Consider the following 20,249-nt stretch of genomic DNA (forward strand, 5'->3'; position numbering starts at 1 on the left):
TGGCTCCGATCATGCGTCCAATGCTTGCGTTGTCAGGTGAGGTGCGTCTTTCTGAGCCACATGTACTTTGCCGCCTGCCAACGTGCGCAGGACCACATAGAAGACAGGTGTCAGGACAAGGCCGAACAGGGTTACGCCCAACATGCCGAAGAAAACCGAGACGCCCATGGCCTGGCGCATTTCTGAGCCGGCGCCAGAGGAAAATACCAGGGGAACCACCCCCATGATGAAGGCGATCGATGTCATGAGAATCGGCCGCAGGCGCAGGCGGCTCGCTTCAATGGCGGCCTCCAACGGCGTATAACCGTCGTGCTCCAGCTCTCTGGCGAACTCGACTATCAAAATGGCGTTCTTCGATGCCAGGGCGACCAGGACCATCAACCCGATCTGGGTAAAGATGTTGTTGTCCCCCTGCGTGAGCCATACCCCTGTAAGTGCGCACAGTATGCTCATCGGGACGATCAGGATGACTGCCAAAGGCAGTGTCAGGCTTTCGTAGAGTGCGGCCAGCACGAGGAATACGAGCAGCACGCTGATTGGGAATACCCACATACCGGCGTTACCTGCCAACACCTTCTGGTAAGTCAGGTCAGTCCACTCGAATTTTACCCCTTGCGGCAATACCTCGGCTGCAATGCGTTCTGCTGCTACCTGGGCCTGGCCGGACGAATAGCCTGGCGCAGGGCCGCCGTTGATATCTGCCGCTGTATAGCCGTTGTATCGCACCACCATGTCCGGCCCATAGGTCGGGGTGATGCGAACCAGAGAAGACAAAGGCACCATTTCTCCACGGTCGTTTCTGGTTTTCAGCTGAAGAATGTCATCCGCGCGCTGACGAAACGGTGCGTCGGCCTGCACACGTACCTGGTACACCCGGCCAAAACTATTGAAGTCATTCACGTACAAGGAGCCAAGGTATACCTGCATGGTCTTGAACACATCGGTAACCGACACGCCCAGCTGCTTGGCTTTCACTCGGTCCAATTCAACGTTCAACTGGGGGAAGTTGATTTGATAGTTGGTCAGTGAGCCACCAAGCTCGGGGGTAACCGCCGCCTTGGCCACGAATGCTTGAGCGGCGTCGTTGAGCGCCTCGTACCCCAGGCTACCCTGGTCCTCCAGTTGCATCTTGAAGCCGCCCAGTGTGCCCAGGCCGAGTATTGGCGGCGGTGGAAAGGCTGCAACGTAGGCACCTTTGATAAGGGCGAACTTCTGGTTGAGGGACTCGACGATGGCCGCGGCCGACTCATCTTTGCCGGTACGCTCGCTAAGGGGTTTGAGGGGGACGAAGACGATCCCTGCGCTGGAACTGTTCATGAATCCGTTGACGGACATTCCAGGGAACCCGACTGCATGAGCTGCGCCCGGCTGCTGCATGACGATTTCGCTCATCTGGCGAATCACTTCTTCCGTGCGGTCAAGAGAGGCGCCATTGGGGAGCTGGGCGATGGTGACCAAGTATTCCTTGTCCTGCATCGGAAGGAAGCCTGCGGGCACACTATTGCCCACGACCACGGTGAGCCCCAGAAGCCCCACATAAACGAGCAGCATGCTGCCTTTGCGTTTAAGTACGCCTGTTACACCCTTCGAGTAGTGCTCCGAACCGCGACTGAAAGCCTTGTTGAATACTCGAAAAAAGCCGCCCAGTACGTTGTTCATCCCTCGAGTCAACGCATCCTGCTTTGCACCGTGGCTACGCAAAAGCAGTGCACTGAGGGCTGGGGACAGGGTGAGCGAGTTAAAGGCTGAGATCACCGTCGAAATCGCAATGGTCATCGCAAACTGCTGGTAGAACTGCCCCGTGAGGCCGCTCATGAATGCCAATGGCACAAACACTGCGACCAACGTGAGAGCGATTGCAATGATAGGGCCGCTGACCTCCTGCATGGCTTTGTACGTGGCCGCTCTGGGCGTCAGTCCCCCGGCGATATTCCTTTCCACGTTTTCGACCACAACGATGGCATCGTCGACGACGATACCAATAGCGAGCACCATTCCGAAAAGCGACAGGGCATTGATCGAGAAACCGAAGGCCAGCAAAAGCGCGAAGGTACCCACGATTGATACCGGTACGGCCAGCAAAGGGATGATCGCTGTACGCCATGACTGGAGGAACACAATGACGACCACAACCACCAGTGCGATGGCTTCGAGCAGTGTTTCTATAACCGCCTGAATGCTCGACTTCACGAAGCGCGTAGGGTCGTAGATCAGCCTGTAGTCCAGGCCAGGAGGGAAGTCAGCGCTGAGCTCCTTGAGTGTTGCGCGGATTTGATCGGAGATCTCAAGTGCGTTAGCGCCAGGCAATTGGTAGACGGCAAGGGACACGGCGGGCTTGTTGTCCAGCAGCGCACGTAAACCGTATTCAGCCGCAGAAAGCTCCACCCTGGCGACATCTCGCAGATGAGTCACTGCACCGTTTGGGCCTGTTTTAAGAACGATGTCACGGAACTCGTCGACCGTCTTCAGGCGCCCCTGGGCATTGATTGTCAACTGGACCGCAGTACCTGGCGAAGAAGGCGCAGCACCGACGGCTCCTGCGGCAACCTGGATGTTCTGCTCCTGGATGGAGGTGACAATCTCAGTGGCGGTGAGGTTTCGCTGTGCGACCTTCTGCGGGTCGAGCCATACGCGCATTGCGTAGTCCCCCGACCCCCACATGTCGACACGGCCAACACCGGATATTCGCTCAAATCGTGTTTTGACGTTCCGTACACCGTAGTTTCTCAAGTACGTTGTATCGTACCGATCATTCGGCGATACCAGGTGCAGGAACAGCACCAGTGCAGAAGAGCTTTTGAGGGTAGTGACACCCAGTCGTTGAACCTCTTCGGGCAACCGTGGCAATGCTTGGTTGACGCGGTTCTGAACCAACTGGGTCGCCAAGTCAGGGTCGGTTCCTAACGCAAACGTTACGGTTATAGTCAGGTTGCCATCACTGTTTGCCTGGGACTGCATATACAGCATATTTTCAACGCCGTTGATCTTTTCCTCCAGCGGCGCGGCAACGGTTTCGGCAATGACCTTTGGGTTCGCCCCGGGGTACTGCACACTGACCGTGACCGAAGGTGGGACGACTTCCGGGTACTCGGCAATCGGCAATCGAAATATTGCGATCAACCCTGCAAGCAGGATCACCACGGAAAGTACGCCCGCAAAGATCGGACGATCAATGAAGAACTTGGATATGTTCATGAGTGACTCTTTGAGTGAGCGCTACTACTTTCAGCGCTGCTTGAACTTCAACAATGAAAACAAAGCGCTGCGTTACCACCCGTTCGCTGGCCAACCGAGCCCGCTCAGGTGGGTTGAGACAGGGTAAATATGAAACCGGGGGTCAATGAATGTTGCTCGCCTGTGCGCTACCACGGGAAACTATTTTCCCTGATACCTGCTCCCCTGGACGAACTCGCTGAATACCACCCACCACTACCCGCTCGCCTTCTTCGAGCCCGGACGTAATAATCCGCTCGTTGCCTTGCAGGTTCCCCAGCGCCACCGGGCGATAAGCGATGTGGTCATCCTTATCTACAACCAGGACGAACCGCTTGTCCTGATCGGTGCCAATAGCGGCGTCATCAATGAGCAAGGCTGGGTACGGTTCACTGCCGCCAACTTTTACACGCGCGTATAACCCCGGGACCATACTGCCATCCGAGTTGTCAAACCGCGCCCGCATGCGAATGGTGCCTGACGTCGTATCGAGTTGGTTATCCACGGATTGGATAACGCCACGGCGCGAGTACCCAGTCTCATCTGCAAGTCCCAGATCAACGGGGACGTTACCGTTGTGGCCCTGCCGACTGAGGTATTTGAGATAGGTCTGCTCGTCAGCATTGAACTCCGCATACATGGGGTTGACCGAAACGAGAGTAGTCAGCGGTGCGGCGCCTGCCCCGGCATTCACAATATTGCCGAGTGTCAATTCCGCTCGCGATACACGGCCGGCAATTGGAGCGGTTATCTGGGTATGGCCGAGGTCAATTTTAGCGGCATCCAGCGCCGCTTCAGCTGTTTTAAGGTTGGCGCTGGCCTCCAGGGCCGCATTGTTTTTCTCGTCGTAGTCACGTTTGGCGATTGCATTTTCGCCGATGAGGCGCTGCGCCCTTTCCCAGTCGCTTTTCGTGTATGCGGCGCGAGCCCGCGCGGCGGCAACCTGGCCCTTGGCTCGTTCGACCTGTGCCTGGTAGGGACGTGGGTCGATGACAAATAGCGTGTCCCCTTTTTTAACCATTTGCCCATCATGTATGTTGACAAGCGTAATGGTTCCCGCAACCAGCGGCCTGACCTCAACCTTTTCCACTGCTGCCAACCGGCCAGAATAGACTTGCCAGTCGGTGACTGTTTCTTTTTTAACGACTGCGATATCGACCTCCTGCAGGGGTGACGGGCCTTCCTGTGCTACCGCCCGTGCTGAATGATCGACAACGCCATAGGCAATGATGCCTGAGATAAAAATAAAACCTACCGAATAAACTGCCAGCCTGGCATGGGATTTTGAATTTGAACTCATAATTGCTCCGGAATTAATTCTGCCTCACCCCACCCCTTGTTTAACTGTCGAGGTGCAGTAGCCAATGGCCGTGAGGTATTCGCCTCGACGTGCTTTGAGCGCCTAGGCACTCTCCACTACGAGAGATTTCGCGTTGCGCTCGGCACGCATCCATCGCACTGTAAAAACAGCAGACACAACGATGAGCGGCAAGACGACTGCATTCATGTTTTTCCAACCCATTAGCTGCAAGACCGGGCCGGCGGCTAACGTGGCGAATGCTGTAAACGTATATTGAAAAAGCTCTGCAACACCCTGCACCTTGGCCTTTTCACAGGCAGCATATGAGGAAGTCAGCAAGGTTGTGCCGCCCACAAACATGAAGTTCCAGCCGACCCCTAAACACAGAAGGGCCATGTAGAACGCGACCAAGCTAGTCGAAAAATTCGCGATCACTGCGCATGCTGCGCACAGCGCCATGCCAAGAAACAAAATAGGCGGCAGCCCCAATAACGCTATCAGGCGCCCAGCAAAAAGTGAGGGGGCATACATACCCACTAAATGCCATTGAATAATGCTCGCGCCATCACTGATCGAGTGCTGATTGGCGACCGCAGCCAGGGGGGTAGCGGTCATGATGAACATCATCACCACGCCGCCGATAACGTTATTGGCGAGTGCCGCCAATGAAACAGGCTGCGTCAATATCGTGCGTAATTTACGGGGAGACTGTTCCTGGCCTGGCAACACCAATGGCTCTGGAGGCGCATCCCGGTACCCGAGCCAAAGCAATGCCGCAGAGGCAAGGCCTAGTAGCCCTACCATCAAGTACGAACCTGCGAACAGCGCAGGGAGCAAATCTGTGCTCCAACTCGCTAACAAAGGCCCGAGCAACGCGGCAATCACGCCGCCTGCAAGCACCAACGAGATAGCGCGGGCCTTGCGACCGTTGGGTTCCGAGTCTGTAGCCGCCAACCGGTAGTACTGGGCGAACGCCTGAAAAACCCCTACAGCCGCGGTCCCGATGCAAAACAACCAAAAAGAACCCAGGAATACCGCCCATACGGAGACCAATCCTCCGATCGAACCGATAAGCGCCCCGAGCACAAACCCCCGCCGTCTACCCACCTTCTGCATGAGGGTAGAGGCGAAATAAGTCGCTATCGCCCCCGCTACGGTGATCAGCGCAAAGGGCAAGGTCGCCAGGGATTTATCGGGCGCCAGTTCATATCCAGTTAAACCGGTCAATGTGAGATCGATTGCAATGGCCGCCGTGAATAGTCCTTGGGCGAGTGCCAGTACGACCACGTTCGAATGGCGTGACGCGTTTCCACACGCTGGATTGTCACTCGATGAATTCGATGTGTTCATCGTGTCCGCCCCCAGGCAAGACGGCTCAAGCTGTGCGCCCTTACAACCATGACGACTCTCCTGTTGAAATCCGGAGCATTTTCTACGTCGCTTTTGGTGGGAGAAAGGACTTAGTTCCCTCCTTTCAGGCCATCAACCTGAGCCAGAGTGTATATGACGTTTTTTGAGGGTTTTTCGTACTTTCCGCCATTCAGTTTTTCTTGCATCATTTGGAACCGGCAGTAACAAACCAGGCAAAAGGGCACTGAACGGACACGGACATTCCGGGCAGGATCTACGCTTTTCGAGAAGGTAACCCCATGCGCGACATCGCTTTCCTGATCTTTCCCGAATTCCAGATTCTGGATCTGGGCGGGCCCCTGAGCGCTTTTGAAGTAGCGAAAGAAATTGCAGCGCCCGATCCTTACCGTTGCTCGGTGGTTTCCTTGTCGGGCGGCCCTGTGATGAGCTCGTCTGGCCTGGAAGTAAAGAGTCAGAAGATCAGGTCGACCCCGTACGATACGTTGATCGTGGTCGGCGGTAAGGCGTTTTCCAAGCCCTATGAGCTCCCGCGGGTGTCGGACCACCTCGCCAATGCCGCCGCGAAAGGTACCCGGCGAATCGCGAGTGTTTGCACTGGTGCGTTTCTATTGGCGTCGGCGGGACTGTTGGACGGCCGACGGGCGACAACCCACTGGAGGCAGACCGCCCGACTGCAGCGCAACTTCCCCAAGGTGCGGGTGCAGCCCAATCATATATTTACGAAGGATGGTGGGATCTGGACCTCCGCCGGCATCTCAGCGGGCATCGATCTGGCGCTGGCCATGATCGAGGAGGATCTGGGAAGTACTGTTTCCCATGAAGTCGCCCGAGCCATGGTCGTGTACCACCGGCGGCCCGGAGGGCAATCACAATTTTCCGCCATGGCCGATATGGAGCCCACGACGAACCGCATGAGAGAGGTGCTTTCCTACATGCGGGAGCATCTGAGCGAACAACTATCAACTGAGCACTTGGCGTCAATTGCCTGCCTTAGCCTGCGTCAGTTCGGCCGAGCTTTTCTTCTGGAAACGGGGGAAACACCGGCTAAAGCGGTGGAACGTTTACGTGTCGAGGCCGCAAGGCTGCGTGTCGAGCGCGGGGCAGAACCCATCGAGCTGATAGCACACGCGGTCGGCTTCAAGGACCCTGAACGGATGCGCAGAGCCTTTATCAGGGTTATCGGGCACCCCCCTCAAAGCATCCGGCGGCAGGCCGTGCATCAGGGCGTTAATGGTCATGGGCGTGAGGCTGAGGTGTCTTGACTCACAGCCGTATGCCGGCGGGAGTTCAGGAAGAAAGCAGAAAAAGGTCCGCCGCGGAAGAGGCAGGGATTTTCAAACCCCAGAAATGGAGGCGGCCCCACCAGCCACACCCCGGCACTCGATGTTCCCGCTATGGCTGCTCCCTTCCGGGCCTGACCAGGTTAACGGGTAATCAATGCGGGGGGACCGATGGGGCCACCACTACGCGGCTCGCTAAGCAGCGAGCCGCGCCATTGTACCCGTCTGGGGCGAAGTTACAACCTTTGGGTTAGAAAAAGTCATCATTTCTCAATGACTTGTCCAGCTGCAGCAGGCCAGGTCCGCTACCGAAGCCCTTTTCAAATGCTAATGCCCTGCGCGCTCAGGAAGCCGATGAACGCATCCTCATCCAGTACCTTCACCCCCAGCTCGCTGGCCTTGGCCAACTTGGAACCGGCGCCAGGCCCCGCGACCACGCAATGAGTCTTGCCGGAAACCGACCCGGCCACCTTGGCGCCCAGGCGCTCGAGCTTCTCTTTGGCACTATCACGGCTCATGCACTCCAGGGTGCCGGTGAGCACCCAGGTCTGGCCAGCCAGGGGCAAGCCTTCGGCGGTTTTCTTCTCGCTGCTCCAGTGCATGCCGAATGCCAGTAACTGGGCCTCGATGGCGCGCGCCAGTTTCTGGTTGGCCTCGTCCTTGAAGAATTCGCGCACCGCGTCGGCCTGCTTGGCCGCCAGGGCCTGGCGCAGGTCGATACCGTCTGCCGCGATGATCTTGTCCAGGTTGTCGAGCTTGGCCACCAGCTTTTCCGCACCGGTAGGCCCCACCGAGGCGATGTCGAGCTTGGCGATCATCCCGGCCAGGGTGGTGCTGGCTGCGAACTCGGCAGCCAGCTCACCCTCGTCCTGCAACTGCATGCCGCTGGCCAGCAACTGCTCGATGACGGTGCGGTTGTGCTCGTCTTCGAAGAAGTTGTGAATTTCGTACGCCACCTCCAGGCCAATGTCCGGCAGGTAGGTCAGCACCTGCGGCAGCGCCTGCTGCACGCGCGCCAGGCTGCCTAGCGAGCGCGCCAGGACCTTGGCGGTCTCCTCGCCCACGTCCGGGATGCCCAAGGCGTAGATGAAGCGCGCCAGGCTTGGGCGCTTGCTGGCTTCAATGGCATCCAGCAGCTTCTTGCTGGAGACTTCGGCAAAGCCTTCCAGGCCGACGATCTGGTCGAACTCCAGTTTGTAGAGATCCGCTGGCGAGCCGATCAGGCCCTCGTCCACCAGTTGCTCCACGCTCTTCTCGCCCAGGCCATCGATGTCCATGGCACGCCGCGACACATAGTGAATGATCGCCTGCTTGAGCTGAGCGCCGCAGGCCAGGCGGCCGACGCAGCGGTACACCGCGCCCTCGCTGGTGGTTTCCTTGCCCTTGCTGCGCTTGACCAACTGGGTGCGCTCGACTTGCGAACCACACACCGGGCACTCGCTTGGCACCTGCACCGGACGGGCATCTTCGGGGCGGCGCTCGAGCACCACCTGCATCACCTGGGGGATGACATCACCGGCACGGCGAATGATCACTGTGTCGCCAATGCGCAGGCCCAAGCGGGCGATTTCGTCCATGTTGTGCAAGGTGGCGTTGGAAACGGTCACGCCAGCCACTTTTACCGGCCTGAGGCGCGCGACTGGCGTGACTGCCCCGGTACGGCCGACCTGGAACTCGACATCCAGCACCTCGGTGAGTTCTTCCATGGCCGGGAACTTGTGGGCGATGGCCCAGCGTGGCTCGCGCGCACGAAAGCCCAGCTCGCGCTGGGCGGCCAGGCTGTTGACCTTGAACACCACACCGTCAATCTCGTAGGGCAGGCTGTTGCGCCGCTCGCCGATGTCGCGGTAGTAGGCCAGACACTCTTCGATACCGGCAGCGTGCTTGAGCTCGCGGCTGATGGGCAGACCCCAGGCCTTGAGCTGTTCCAGGATGCCGATGTGGCTGTCGCCGATGCTGGCAGAGACTTGCCCTACGCCATAGCAGCAGAATTCCAGAGGGCGGCTGGCGGTGATTTTCGAATCCAGCTGGCGCAGGCTGCCGGCGGCGGCGTTGCGCGGATTGGCGAAAGTCTTGCCACCGGCCTCGGCCTGGGCCGCGTTGAGGCGGTCGAAGCCGGCCTTGCTCATGAACACCTCGCCGCGCACTTCGAGCACCGCGGGCCAGCCGGTGCCCTGTAGCTTGAGCGGGATATTGCGCACCGTGCGCACGTTGGCACTGATGTCCTCGCCGGTGGTGCCATCGCCGCGGGTGGCGCCCTGCACCAGCTGGCCGTCGCGGTACAACAGGCTTACCGCCAGGCCGTCCAGCTTGGGTTCGCAGCTGTAATCGACCGCGCCGGGCTGGTCGAGGCTGCCCTCAACGCGACGGCCAAACTCGCGCAGGTCGGCTTCCTCGAAGGCGTTGCCCAAACTGAGCATCGGCACTTCGTGGCGTACCTGGCTGAACGCGGCCAGGGCGGTTCCGCCGACGCGCTGGGTTGGCGAATCTGGCGTGACCAGGTGCGGATGCTCGGCCTCGAGGGCCTTGAGCTCATTGAACAGACGGTCGTATTCGGCGTCGGGCACGCTGGGTTCGTCGAGCACGTAGTAACGGTAATTGTGCTGGTCGAGCTCGGCGCGCAGGGCGTGGATTCGGGATTCGGCGTTCATTCTCAGGTTCTCTTGCAAAGCAAAAAGAGCAGCCTGGGGGATGCGGCAGCCTCAGGTATTTTCAGATGGCCTGTTCCTGCCCTTTCGCGGATTTGCTCGCGAAAGGGCAGGAACAGGCCTTCTGAACACCTGGACCGACCAGCACACCCCACAGGCTGCTCTCTGGCTTGGATCTGTCTATCAGCGCTTCTGGGTCAGCGCACGACGCTCGAACTCGACGATACGCTGGCGGTAGTGTTCGATGGTCTGGGCGGTCAGCACGCTCCGCTGGTCATCCTTGAGCTCGCCATTGAGTTCATGGGCCAGCTTGCGCGCCGCAGCAACCATGACATCAAAGGCCTGCTTCGGATGGCGCGGGCCCGGCAGGCCAAGGAAGAAGCTCACCGCACGGGTGCTGAAGTGGTCGATGTCATCCAGGTCGAAGATACCGGGCTTGACCGCGTTGGCCATGGAGAACAGCACTTCGCCATGACCGGCCATGCTCTCGTGGCGGTGGAAGATGTCCATCTCGCCAAAACGCAGGCCGCTTTCGAGAATGTTCTGCAGCAGCGCCGGCCCCTTGAACCCGCCTTCGTCTCGGGAGATCACGCTGATTACCAGCACTTCCTCGACCGGTGGCAGCTCCTTGGTGGCATTGCCGGTGGCGGCGAAGCCGCTGCTGCGGCTGGTGTCCGCAACAAAATCATCGTCGGCGTCGGCGAACAGGTCAGGTTCGCGCGGCTCTGCCGCCAGGTTCAGGTCACCCTGCTGCTGCACTTCAGCCGCGCGCTTGCCGCGCTTGCTGGCCTTGGCCGGCTTCGGCTCGCGCTCACGTTCGCGCACAGGTGCGCTCAGCGACGGCAGGTCGCTTTCGTCCAGTTCAGGCTCCTTCTGGGTGTCCAGCACCCGCGACGGGCCGAGCACTTCAGCGCTGCCTTCTTCGTCCGGCAGGTTGGAGTAACTGCGATCCAGACGGAATTTCAACTTGCCTTTTCCGCCGCGCATGCGGCGCCAGCCGTCGAAAAGAATACCGGCGATGACAATGATGCCGATGACGATCAGCCACTCGCGCAGACCGATTTCCATGTAATCCCGTGCCTCTATAAAAATATGCTTGAAAACAAAGGCTTTAAAGCCCTTTAACACGTGGCGCCAACTCTATGTTCTGACAGGCGTTTTACCCACGCAAAAAACGAGTGACATTAAGCTAGCACGACCAAAGACAACTTTACACCGTCTGTCGCACATGACAGGGGGATTTCCCTACGCAAAGCGCCCTATCTTCGCTCATCAAGCGTCGACCATGGCCAGTGCCTCCTCCACATCAACTGCAACAAGACGTGAACAGCCGGGTTCGTGCATGGTCACCCCCATCAGTTGATCCGCCATTTCCATGGCGATCTTGTTATGGGTGATGTAAATGAACTGCACACTCTCACTCATTTCCTTGACCAGGCGGGCGTACCGCCCGACGTTGGCATCGTCCAGCGGCGCATCGACCTCGTCGAGCATGCAGAACGGTGCGGGGTTCAACTTGAAGATGGCAAACACCAGCGCCAGGGCGGTCAGTGCCTTCTCGCCGCCGGACAGCAAATGGATGGTGCTGTTCTTCTTGCCCGGCGGGCGTGCCATGATCGTCACCCCTGTATCGAGTAAATCTTCGCCCGTCAGTTCCAGATAAGCGCTGCCACCACCGAAAACTTTTGGGAAAAGTGCCTGTAATCCGGCATTTATCTGATCAAAGGTATCCTTGAAGCGGTTGCGGGTTTCCTTGTCGATCTTGCGGATGACGTTTTCCAGGGTCTCCAGCGCCTCGACCAAATCGGCATCCTGAGCGTCCAGGTAGCGCTTGCGCTCGGACTGCTGCTCGTATTCCTCGATCGCCGCCAGGTTGATCGCCCCCAGCCGCTGGATACGGGCTTCCACCTGCTCGAGCGCCTGCTCGGTACCCTGCTCGCTGGCGTCAGCCTCAACGGTGGCAAGCACACCCTGCAAATCGTAGCCGTCGGCCAGCAATTGTTCCTGCAACGTCTTGCGGCGCACATCCAGGCCCTGGCACTCCAGGCGCATCTGCTCCAGCTGGCCGCGCAGCAACTGGGCCTGTTGCTCAGCCTGGGTACGGCGCTTTTCGGCGTCGCGCAGGGCGCGGTCGGCTTCATCCATGTGCAGGCGCGCCTGGCGCATTTCCTCGTCGACGCTCATGCGCCGTTCCAGCAGTTCTTCGAGCTTCAGGCGCAGCTCTTCCAGCGGTGCTTCGCCCTCCTCCAGGTTCAGGCTCAGCTGCTCCTGGCGCTCGCTCAGGCGTGCAGCCTGCTGCTCCAGGCGCTCCAGGGCCTGGCGGGTGGAGTCGTGCTGGGCGCGCAGCGAGCCCAGGCGTACGGCCAACTGGTGGGCGTGGTCCTTGTGTTGGCGGGCTTGCTGGCGGATACGATCAAGGCCTTCGCGCAAGGTATCGCGGCGGGCCATCAACTGCTCGCGCTGCTCGGTGTCCTGGGCCATCAGGTCCAGCGCCTCTTGCAGCAGCAGGCGCGCCTCGCCCAGCTGCTCATGCTCCAGCGCGCGCTGCTCCTGGAGTTCGCCCAGTTCTTCCTGCAGCCGACTGCGACGCAACGCGACCTGCTCGGCGCGGGCGCGGGCAGCGCTAAGGCTGGCGTTCAACTCGCCATGCTGGCGGCTTTCCTCCTGCGCCCGCCGGCGCAGCACTTCACGCTGCTCTTCCAGGCCCAGTTGCTGCTCACGCAGCACTTGCAGCTGTGCTTCAAGCTGTTCCAGCGCGGCTTCCAGCTCCAGTTGCTCCTGGCCGAGGCGCTCGATTTCCTGGCCACGGGCAAGCACGCCCCCTTGGGCCTCGCCACCCCGGCTCACGCGCAAGAAGTGCCGACCGACCCAATAGCCATCGCGGCTTACCAGGCTCTGCCCCTCACCCAGCGCAGCACGTTGCGCCAAGGCCTGGGCAAGGTCTTCGACTGGCCGGATCTGGCCCAGCCAAGGCGCCAGGTCGGTGCGCCCTTCGACCTTGTCGAGCAGGCTGCCGGGCGGGTGTGCTGCTGTGTCGGCCGGCAGCAGCAAGCGCAGTTCGCCTTGCTCCAGGTTGCTGAAATCCAGGCCGGCTAACTCATCCACCAGCACGGCCTGCAAATCGGCGCCAAGCACGGTTTCCACCGCAAGCTCCCAGCCCGGCGTCACGCGCAGCGCTTGCGCCAGGCGCGGCCGCTGCTCGAGGCCTTGGCCGCGCAGCCAGTCAGCGGCGCCTGCGCCGGGCTCCAGGGCTGCCTGCTGCAGTGCCTCCAGGGAGGCCAGACGGCCGCCCAGGCGCTGCAGCTCGCCCTGCTGTTGCTGCTGGGCCTGGGTGGCCTGCTGCAGCGCTTCGCGCACGGTGTCCAACTGCTCGACCACCTGCCCTTCCGAGCACTGCAGCTCTTCCAGCAACATTTCGCTGCCGGCCAGTTGCTCCGCGAGTTCGAGCATGGCGGCATCCTGCGGGTCGGCGCCCAACTGCTCGCGCTCCTCGGCCAGCTTGCGCTGACGTTCAGCCTGGCGTTCCAGGCTGCCCTCCAGTTGCAGCAGGCGCGCCTGCTGCACCTCGGCCTGGCGCCGCGGTTCGGCGGAGCGGGTGTTGAAACTGTCCCATTGCTCCTGCCAGCCGTGCATACCCAGTTCCGCCTCTTCAAGCGCTGCGGCGGCCTCCTCGGCGGCGGCCAAGGTCATTTCCTGTTCCGGTTCGAGCATGGCCAGCTCTTCGCCCAGCGTGGCTAGCAGGGTGCGATCATGGCCCAGGTGCGACTCGGTCTCCTGGCGCGTACGCTCGGCTTCCTTGAGGTCGTCCTGTAGTTGGCGCAGGCGCTGCTGGCCGTGCTGAATGCTCTGCTCGACCCGGGCAATGTCCCCGGCCACCGAATAGAAGCGGCCCTGCACCTGGTTGAAGCGTTCGGACAATTCATGGTGCCCGTCGCGCAGGTGCTCGATGCTGGCATCGGCGTTGCGCTGCTCGGCGACCAGGGCCTCGTGGGCCACACCTTGGTCGCCGATCACCGCTTCGCGCTGACGGACGCGTTCATCCAGGTCGCGCCAGCGCAGGGCCGACAGGCGCGCCTTGAGCTGGCGCTCCTGGGCCTTGTATTCACGGTATTTCTCGGCGGCCTGGGCCTGCCGGTGCAGGCGTTCGAGCTGGCGCTCCAGCTCTTCGCGCAGGTCGGTCAGGCGCGCCAGGTTCTCCTGGGTACGGCGAATGCGGCTCTCGGTCTCGCGGCGGCGCTCTTTGTACTTGGAGATACCGGCGGCTTCTTCGATGAAGTTGCGCAGCTCCTCGGGCTTGGCCTCGATCAGCTTGGAGATCATGCCCTGCTCGATGATCGAATAGCTGCGCGGGCCGAGCCCGGTGCCGAGGAAGATATCAGTGATATCACGACGGCGGCACTTGGTGCCGTTGAGGTAATAGGTGTTCTGCCCGTCGCGGGTGACCTTGCGGCGGATGGAAATCTCGGCATAGGCGGCGTACTCGCCCAACAGCGTGGTTTCACTGTTGTCGAAGATCAGCTCGATGCTGGCCTGGCTCACGGGCTTGCGGCTGGTGGAGCCGTTGAAGATGACGTCGGTCATCGACTCACCGCGCAGGTTCTTCGCCGAACTTTCGCCCATCACCCAGCGCACCGCGTCGATGATGTTAGACTTGCCGCAGCCATTGGGGCCGACCACGGCCGCCATATTGCTGGGGAAGTTCACCGTGGTCGGGTCGACGAAGGACTTGAACCCGGCCAGGCGAATGCACTTGAGGCGCATCGGTCAGCCTCTGGCCAGCGCCGCCAGCACCAGTTCGCAACTGCGCTGGCAATAGGCGGTGAGTACCTCGCGGATGCGCGACAGGTCACGGGCGACCACGGCGTCGAGCAAGCGGGCGAACAGGTCGAGGTAGTCAAGCATGCTGGCTTGGCGCTGATCGAGCGCCAGGTAGTAGGCACGGCTCATGGCCGGCTGCAGGTTCTCCACGGTCTCCTGCAGATACGGGTTGTCGGCGAACGGATAAGCGGCGCGCATGACAGCGAAACTTTCGGCGACGAAGGCCTTGATGTCCTGCTGGTCGCGGGCCTGTTGCAGGCGCTGCTGGATGCTCAGGAATGGGCGCAGGTCGGTTTCGGTGCGCCACTTTTGCGCAACTGCATTGCCCAGCAAGATGTAGAACTCACCCATCAACGCACACAGGCTGCGCACACTGCGCTCGTCCAACGTGGTCACATGGGCGCCTCTTCGCGGCAAGATTGCGACCAGGTGGCGACGTTCGAGGATGAGCAACGCTTCACGCACCGAACCACGGCTGACATTCAACGCCTGGGTGACCTTCTGTTCCTGGATGCGCTCACCCGGCGCAAGTTCGCCGCGAATGATACGTTCGGCCAGGTAGTCGGCGATCTGCTCGGAGAGGCTGTCCGGCGCCTTGAACGTCATGGTTTTCCTTCAAAATCATTGAACTGGGCACAAGTGGGCGATTGTAGCGCACTTGCCCAGCCCTCGCGCAGAGGGGCGCCGCGCTTTATTTGACCCGCCAGCCAGCCTGCCAGGCGGCGCGATCTATGCTTGAGAGAGGGACAGTGCGTTGGGGCGGGCACAGGCATGGAAAATTTCCTGACCTTTGAGTCAGAAAAATATTGACCCGCGTGTCAGGCCTGCTTATTGTCCGCCCAACAACAATAAAACCATTGCGAGGCCATCCCCGTGATCCAGTTTCTCGTCAACCAGGAGCTGCGAAGTGAGCACGCCCTGGACCCGAACATGACGGTGCTGCAGTACCTGCGCGAGCACCTGGGCAAACCCGGCACCAAAGAGGGCTGCGCCAGTGGCGACTGCGGCGCCTGCACCGTGGTGGTCGGCGAGTTGACCCCGGACGAGCAAGGCGCGGACAGCCTGCGCTACCGCAGCCTGAACGCGTGCCTGACCTTCGTCTCGTCCTTGCACGGCAAACAACTGATCAGCGTCGAGGGCCTCAAACACCAGGGCACACTGCACAGCGTGCAGCAGGCCATGGCCGATTGCCACGGCTCCCAATGCGGTTTCTGTACACCCGGCTTCGTCATGTCGCTGTTCGCCTTGCAGAAGAACAGCCAAGGCCATGACCTGCACCAGGCCCAGGAAGCCCTGGCCGGCAACCTGTGCCGCTGCACCGGCTACCGGCCGATCCTCGACGCCGCCGCGCAGAGTTGCCGCCAACCCTGCCGTGACCAGTTCGACGCCCAGCAGGCCCAGACCATCAGCCGCCTCAAAGCTATCGCGCCCACCCAGACCGGCGAACTCAACAGTGGCGACAAACGCTGCCTGGTGCCACTGACCGTGGCCGATCTGGCCGACCTTTACAGCTCCCACCCTGAAGCACGCCTGCTGGCCGGCGGCACCGACCTGGCGCTGGAAGTCACCCAATTCCACAAGACCTTGCCGGTGATGATCTACGTCGGCCACGTGGCCGAACTCAAGCGCATCGACAAGACGGCAAGCCACCTGGAAATCGGCGCAGCCACCCCGCTGACCGACTGCTATGGCGCACTCAACGAGGAATACCCCGACTTCGGCGACCTGCTGCACCGCTTCGCCTCGCTGCAGATTCGCAACCAAGGCACCCTCGGCGGCAACATCGGCAACGCCTCGCCGATCGGCGACTCGCCGCCCTTGCTGATCGCCCTGGATGCGCAGATCGTCCTGCGCCAGGGCGACCGCCAGCGCACGATGGCGCTGGAGGATTACTTCATCGATTACCGCATCACCGCCCGCCAGGACAGCGAGTTCATCGAGAAGATCATCGTGCCGCGCGCCAGCAGCGACTGGGCCTTCCGCGCCTACAAAGTGTCCAAGCGCCTGGATGACGACATCTCGGCCGTCTGCGCAGCGTTCAACCTGAGCATCGAAAACGGCGTTGCCAGTGGCGTGCGTATCGCCTTCGGCGGCATGGCCGCGACCCCCAAGCGTGCCCGCGCCTGTGAAGCCGCGCTGCGCGGCAAACCGTGGAATCAGGCCAGCATCGAGCGCGCCTGCCAGGCCCTGGCCGAGGACTTCACCCCGCTCAGCGACTTCCGCGCCAGCAAGGAGTACCGCCTGCTGACCGCGCAGAACCTGCTGCGCAAGTACTTCATCGAACTGCAAACGCCGCACATCGAAACCCGGGTGACCGACTATGTCTAACCAACACGCCGTCAAGAGCCAGGCCGAGATGGCCGAACTGTTCAGCCAGGACCTCAGCACAGGGGTCGGGCGCAGCGTCAAGCATGACAGCGCCGACAAACATGTGTCCGGCGAAGCGGTGTACATCGACGATCGCCTGGAGTTTCCCAACCAGTTGCACGTCTACGCCCGCACCGCTGACCGTGCCCATGCGCGCATCCTGCGCATCGACACCACGCCGTGCTATGCCTTCGAAGGCGTGCGCATCGCCATCACCCATGAAGACATCCCAGGCCTGAAGGACATTGGCCCGGTGGTGGCCGGTGACCCGTTACTGGCCATCGACAAGGTCGAGTTCTTCGGCCAGCCGGTACTCGCGGTGGCCGCGCGCGACCTCGAGACGGCGCGGCGCGCGGCCATGGCCGCTATCGTCGAGTACGAAGACCTGGAGCCGGTACTGGACGTGGTCGAGGCGTTTCGCAAGAAACACTTCGTGCTCGACAGCCACACCCACCAGCGCGGCGACTCTGCCACGGCACTGGCCGGTGCTGCGCACCGCCTGCAGGGCACCCTGCATATCGGCGGCCAGGAACATTTCTACCTGGAGACGCAGATCTCGTCAGTCATGCCGACCGAAGACGGCGGCATGATCGTCTACTGCTCCACGCAAAACCCCACCGAAGTGCAAAAGCTGGTCGCCGAAGTGCTCGATGTCCCCATGAACAAGGTGGTGCTCGACATGCGCCGCATGGGTGGCGGTTTTGGTGGCAAGGAAACCCAAGCGGCCAGCCCTGCCTGCCTGTGCGCGGTGATCGCGCGCCTGACCGGCCAGCCGACCAAGATGCGCCTGCCCCGGGTCGAAGACATGATGATGACCGGCAAGCGCCACCCGTTCTACGTCGAATACGATGTCGGCTTTGACGACAACGGCCGCCTGCACGGCATCAACTTCGACCTGGCCGGCAACTGCGGGTACTCGCCCGACCTCTCCGGCTCGATCGTCGACCGCGCCATGTTCCACTCCGACAACGCCTACTACCTGGGCGATGCCACCGTGAACGGTCACCGCTGCAAGACCAACACTGCCTCCAACACCGCCTACCGCGGCTTCGGCGGCCCCCAGGGCATGGTCGCCATCGAGCAGGTGATGGACCACATCGCCCGCCACCTGGGCCGTGACCCGCTGGCAGTGCGCAAGGCCAACTACTACGGCAAGACCGAGCGCAACGTCACCCATTACTACCAGACCGTCGAACACAACATGCTCGACGAAATGACCGCCGACCTGGAGGCCAGCAGCGACTACGCCGAGCGACGCGAATCGATCCGCCGCTTCAACGCCAACAGCCCGATCCTCAAGAAAGGCCTGGCGCTGACCCCGGTGAAGTTCGGCATCTCCTTCACGGCCACCTTCCTCAACCAGGCGGGTGCACTGATCCACATCTACACCGACGGCAGCATCCACCTGAACCACGGCGGCACAGAAATGGGCCAGGGCTTGAACATCAAAGTGGCGCAGGTGGTGGCGCAGGTGTTCCAGGTGGATATCAGCCGCATCCAGATCACCGCCACCAACACTGACAAGGTGCCCAACACTTCGCCAACTGCGGCCTCCAGTGGCGCCGACCTGAACGGCAAAGCGGCCCAGAACGCTGCCGAAAACCTCAAGAAGCGCCTCACCGAGTTTGCTGCGCGGCACTACCAGGTGACCGAGGAAGACGTCGAGTTCCGCAACGGCCATGTGCGGGTGCGTGACCAGATCATCAGTTTCGAGCAACTGGTACAGCAGGCCTACTTTGGCCAGGTGTCGCTGTCGAGCACCGGCTTCTACCGTACACCGAAGATCTACTACGACCGCAGCCAGGCCCGCGGCCGCCCCTTCTACTACTTTGCCTTCGGCGCAGCGTGCGTCGAGGTGATCGTCGACACCCTCACCGGCGAGTACAAGATGCTGCGCGCCGACATTCTGCATGACGTGGGCGACTCGCTGAACCCGGCCATCGACATCGGCCAGGTCGAGGGCGGCTTCATTCAGGGCATGGGTTGGCTGACCACCGAAGAGCTGGTGTGGAACGCCAAAGGCAAACTGATGACCAACGGCCCGGCCAGCTACAAGATCCCGGCGGTGGCCGACATGCCGCTGGACCTGCGGGTGAAACTGGTGGAGAACCGCAAGAACCCTGAGGACACCGTGTTCCATTCCAAAGCCGTGGGCGAGCCACCGTTCATGCTCGGTATCGCCGCCTGGTGCGCCATCAAGGATGCCGTGGCCAGCCTGGCCGACTACAAGGTGCAGCCCAACATCGATGCGCCGGCGACGCCGGAGCGGGTGCTGTGGGGTTGCGAGCAGATGCGACAGACGGCTGCTCAGCAACAAAGCGCCGAACACGAACTGGAACCTGTGACGCACTGAGGTTGGGTGGGCGCCCTCCAGGCCCCCTGAACATGAGGATCTGCACCATGCACCAATGGATCAACGCCCTCGCCGACCACCAGTCCCGGGGCGAAGCCTGCATACTGGTGACCATTATCGAGGAGCGCGGCTCGACCCCGCGCAACGCTGGCTCGAAAATGGTCGTCAGCCATACCGGCCTGTTCGACACCATCGGCGGCGGCCACCTGGAGTTCAAGGCGCTGCACATCGCCCGGCAGATGCTCGAGGAACATCGGGCAACCCCACACCTGGAGCGCTTCAGCCTCGGTGCCAGCCTTGGCCAGTGCTGCGGCGGTGTCACCGTGCTGCTGTTCGAACCGATGGCCGCCGTGCAGGCGCAGATCGCCGTGTTCGGGGCGGGCCATGTAGGCCGTGCTCTGGTACCCTTGCTCGCCGCGTTGCCCTGCCGGGTGCGCTGGATCGATTCGCGCGAACAGGAATTCCCCGAGCGCATCCCCAGCGGGGTGACCAAGGTGGTCAGCGAGGAGCCGGTCGACGAAGTGGCCGAACTGCCTGCCGGTAGCTATTGCATCGTCATGACCCACAACCACCAGCTCGACCTGGAACTGACCGCCGCCATTCTCAAACGCAACGATTTCACCTGGTTCGGCCTGATCGGTTCGAAAACCAAACGGGTCAAGTTCGAGCACCGCTTGCGCGAGCGCGGCTTCGACGACGCCGTGGTGGCGCGCATGCGTTGCCCGATGGGCCTGGCGCAGGTCAAGGGCAAGTTGCCGATCGAGATCGCCGTGTCCATCGCCGGGGAAATCATTGCCACCTACAACGCCTGCTTTGGCCAGCATGACGCTGCCGCCAACGCCGGCCCCATCGCCCAGTTGCTGCCGCCCTCCCGGCGCAGCCAAGCCATTTGACGAGTG

At 61.3% G+C, this 20,249-nt stretch carries 11 protein-coding genes and 1 other RNA gene; 4 read left to right on the plus strand and 8 right to left on the minus strand.

All coding sequences use genetic code 11. The annotated features are described in order from the left end of the window. Positions 1-9 precede the first annotated feature (9 nt). The 3 genes from APH34_RS04465 to APH34_RS04475 all read right to left on the minus strand — a co-directional run bounded on the left by APH34_RS04465 (position 10) and on the right by APH34_RS04475 (position 5,863). Positions 10-3,195: an efflux RND transporter permease subunit gene (locus APH34_RS04465; protein ID WP_054899973.1), complete on the minus strand. Its 3,186-nt coding sequence runs from the start codon at positions 3,193-3,195 to the stop codon at positions 10-12. A gap of 142 nt (positions 3,196-3,337) precedes the next feature. Further along, complete coding sequence (locus tag APH34_RS04470) at positions 3,338-4,513, minus strand: efflux RND transporter periplasmic adaptor subunit (RefSeq protein ID WP_054899974.1); 1,176 nt, start codon at positions 4,511-4,513, stop codon at positions 3,338-3,340. Between the two features lie 102 nt (positions 4,514-4,615). Beyond that, positions 4,616-5,863 carry an MFS transporter gene (locus APH34_RS04475; protein WP_054899975.1) on the minus strand — a complete coding sequence of 416 codons (1,248 nt, stop codon included), beginning with the start codon at positions 5,861-5,863 and terminating at the stop codon, positions 4,616-4,618. Between the two features lie 299 nt (positions 5,864-6,162). On the opposite strand from APH34_RS04475, the gene APH34_RS04480 reads away from it, so the two are divergent. Then, complete coding sequence (locus APH34_RS04480; RefSeq protein WP_054899976.1) at positions 6,163-7,146, plus strand: GlxA family transcriptional regulator; 984 nt, start codon at positions 6,163-6,165, stop codon at positions 7,144-7,146. Positions 7,147-7,241: 95 nt separating this feature from the next. On the opposite strand, the gene ffs is transcribed toward APH34_RS04480, so the two are convergent. From ffs to APH34_RS04500, 5 genes are all read right to left on the minus strand, one after another. Beyond that, an RNA gene (ffs, locus tag APH34_RS28545) (signal recognition particle sRNA small type) lies at positions 7,242-7,338 on the minus strand. A 146-nt stretch (positions 7,339-7,484) separates the two neighbouring features. Beyond that, positions 7,485-9,815, minus strand: coding sequence for an NAD-dependent DNA ligase LigA (gene ligA, locus APH34_RS04485; protein ID WP_054899977.1), 2,331 nt, complete (start codon positions 9,813-9,815; stop codon positions 7,485-7,487). Positions 9,816-9,995: 180 nt separating this feature from the next. Beyond that, entirely contained in the window at positions 9,996-10,880 is an 885-nt protein-coding gene (zipA, locus tag APH34_RS04490) for a cell division protein ZipA (protein WP_054899978.1), read from the minus strand. 204 nt (positions 10,881-11,084) lie between these two features. Next, positions 11,085-14,573, minus strand: coding sequence for a chromosome segregation protein SMC (smc, locus tag APH34_RS04495; RefSeq protein ID WP_054899979.1), 3,489 nt, complete (start codon positions 14,571-14,573; stop codon positions 11,085-11,087). Positions 14,574-14,576: 3 nt separating this feature from the next. Beyond that, positions 14,577-15,236, minus strand: a complete 660-nt coding sequence (locus tag APH34_RS04500; protein WP_054899980.1) for a GntR family transcriptional regulator — start codon at positions 15,234-15,236, stop codon at positions 14,577-14,579. Between the two features lie 267 nt (positions 15,237-15,503). Here APH34_RS04500 and xdhA point away from each other — a divergent pair, with 267 nt between their 5' ends. From xdhA to xdhC, 3 genes are read left to right on the plus strand one after another with little or no spacing between them, the layout of a single operon-like run. Next, positions 15,504-16,958: a xanthine dehydrogenase small subunit gene (xdhA, locus tag APH34_RS04505; protein WP_054899981.1), complete on the plus strand. Its 1,455-nt coding sequence runs from the start codon at positions 15,504-15,506 to the stop codon at positions 16,956-16,958. After that, entirely contained in the window at positions 16,951-19,350 is a 2,400-nt protein-coding gene (gene xdhB / locus APH34_RS04510; RefSeq protein WP_054899982.1) for a xanthine dehydrogenase molybdopterin binding subunit, read from the plus strand. Before xdhA ends, xdhB begins: the two co-directional genes overlap by 8 nt. A gap of 47 nt (positions 19,351-19,397) precedes the next feature. Then, positions 19,398-20,243, plus strand: a complete 846-nt coding sequence (gene xdhC / locus APH34_RS04515; protein WP_054899983.1) for a xanthine dehydrogenase accessory protein XdhC — start codon at positions 19,398-19,400, stop codon at positions 20,241-20,243. Positions 20,244-20,249: the final 6 nt, after the last annotated feature.

Source organism: Pseudomonas sp. NBRC 111131 (genome assembly GCF_001320525.1).
GTDB classification, from domain to species: Bacteria; Pseudomonadota; Gammaproteobacteria; order Pseudomonadales; family Pseudomonadaceae; genus Aquipseudomonas; species Aquipseudomonas ceruminis.

Excerpts from the sequence above, each read along its gene's own strand:
- APH34_RS04465 (WP_054899973.1), bottom strand. The coding sequence starts at position 3,195 with ATGAACATATCCAAGTTCTTCATTGATCGTCCGATCTTTGCGGGCGTA.
- APH34_RS04470 (WP_054899974.1), bottom strand. The coding sequence starts at position 4,513 with ATGAGTTCAAATTCAAAATCCCATGCCAGGCTGGCAGTTTATTCGGTA.
- APH34_RS04475 (WP_054899975.1), bottom strand. The coding sequence starts at position 5,863 with ATGAACACATCGAATTCATCGAGTGACAATCCAGCGTGTGGAAACGCG.
- APH34_RS04480 (WP_054899976.1), top strand. The coding sequence starts at position 6,163 with ATGCGCGACATCGCTTTCCTGATCTTTCCCGAATTCCAGATTCTGGAT.
- ligA (WP_054899977.1), bottom strand. The coding sequence starts at position 9,815 with ATGAACGCCGAATCCCGAATCCACGCCCTGCGCGCCGAGCTCGACCAG.
- zipA (WP_054899978.1), bottom strand. The coding sequence starts at position 10,880 with ATGGAAATCGGTCTGCGCGAGTGGCTGATCGTCATCGGCATCATTGTC.
- smc (WP_054899979.1), bottom strand. The coding sequence starts at position 14,573 with ATGCGCCTCAAGTGCATTCGCCTGGCCGGGTTCAAGTCCTTCGTCGAC.
- APH34_RS04500 (WP_054899980.1), bottom strand. The coding sequence starts at position 15,236 with ATGACGTTCAAGGCGCCGGACAGCCTCTCCGAGCAGATCGCCGACTAC.
- xdhB (WP_054899982.1), top strand. The coding sequence starts at position 16,951 with ATGTCTAACCAACACGCCGTCAAGAGCCAGGCCGAGATGGCCGAACTG.
- xdhC (WP_054899983.1), top strand. The coding sequence starts at position 19,398 with ATGCACCAATGGATCAACGCCCTCGCCGACCACCAGTCCCGGGGCGAA.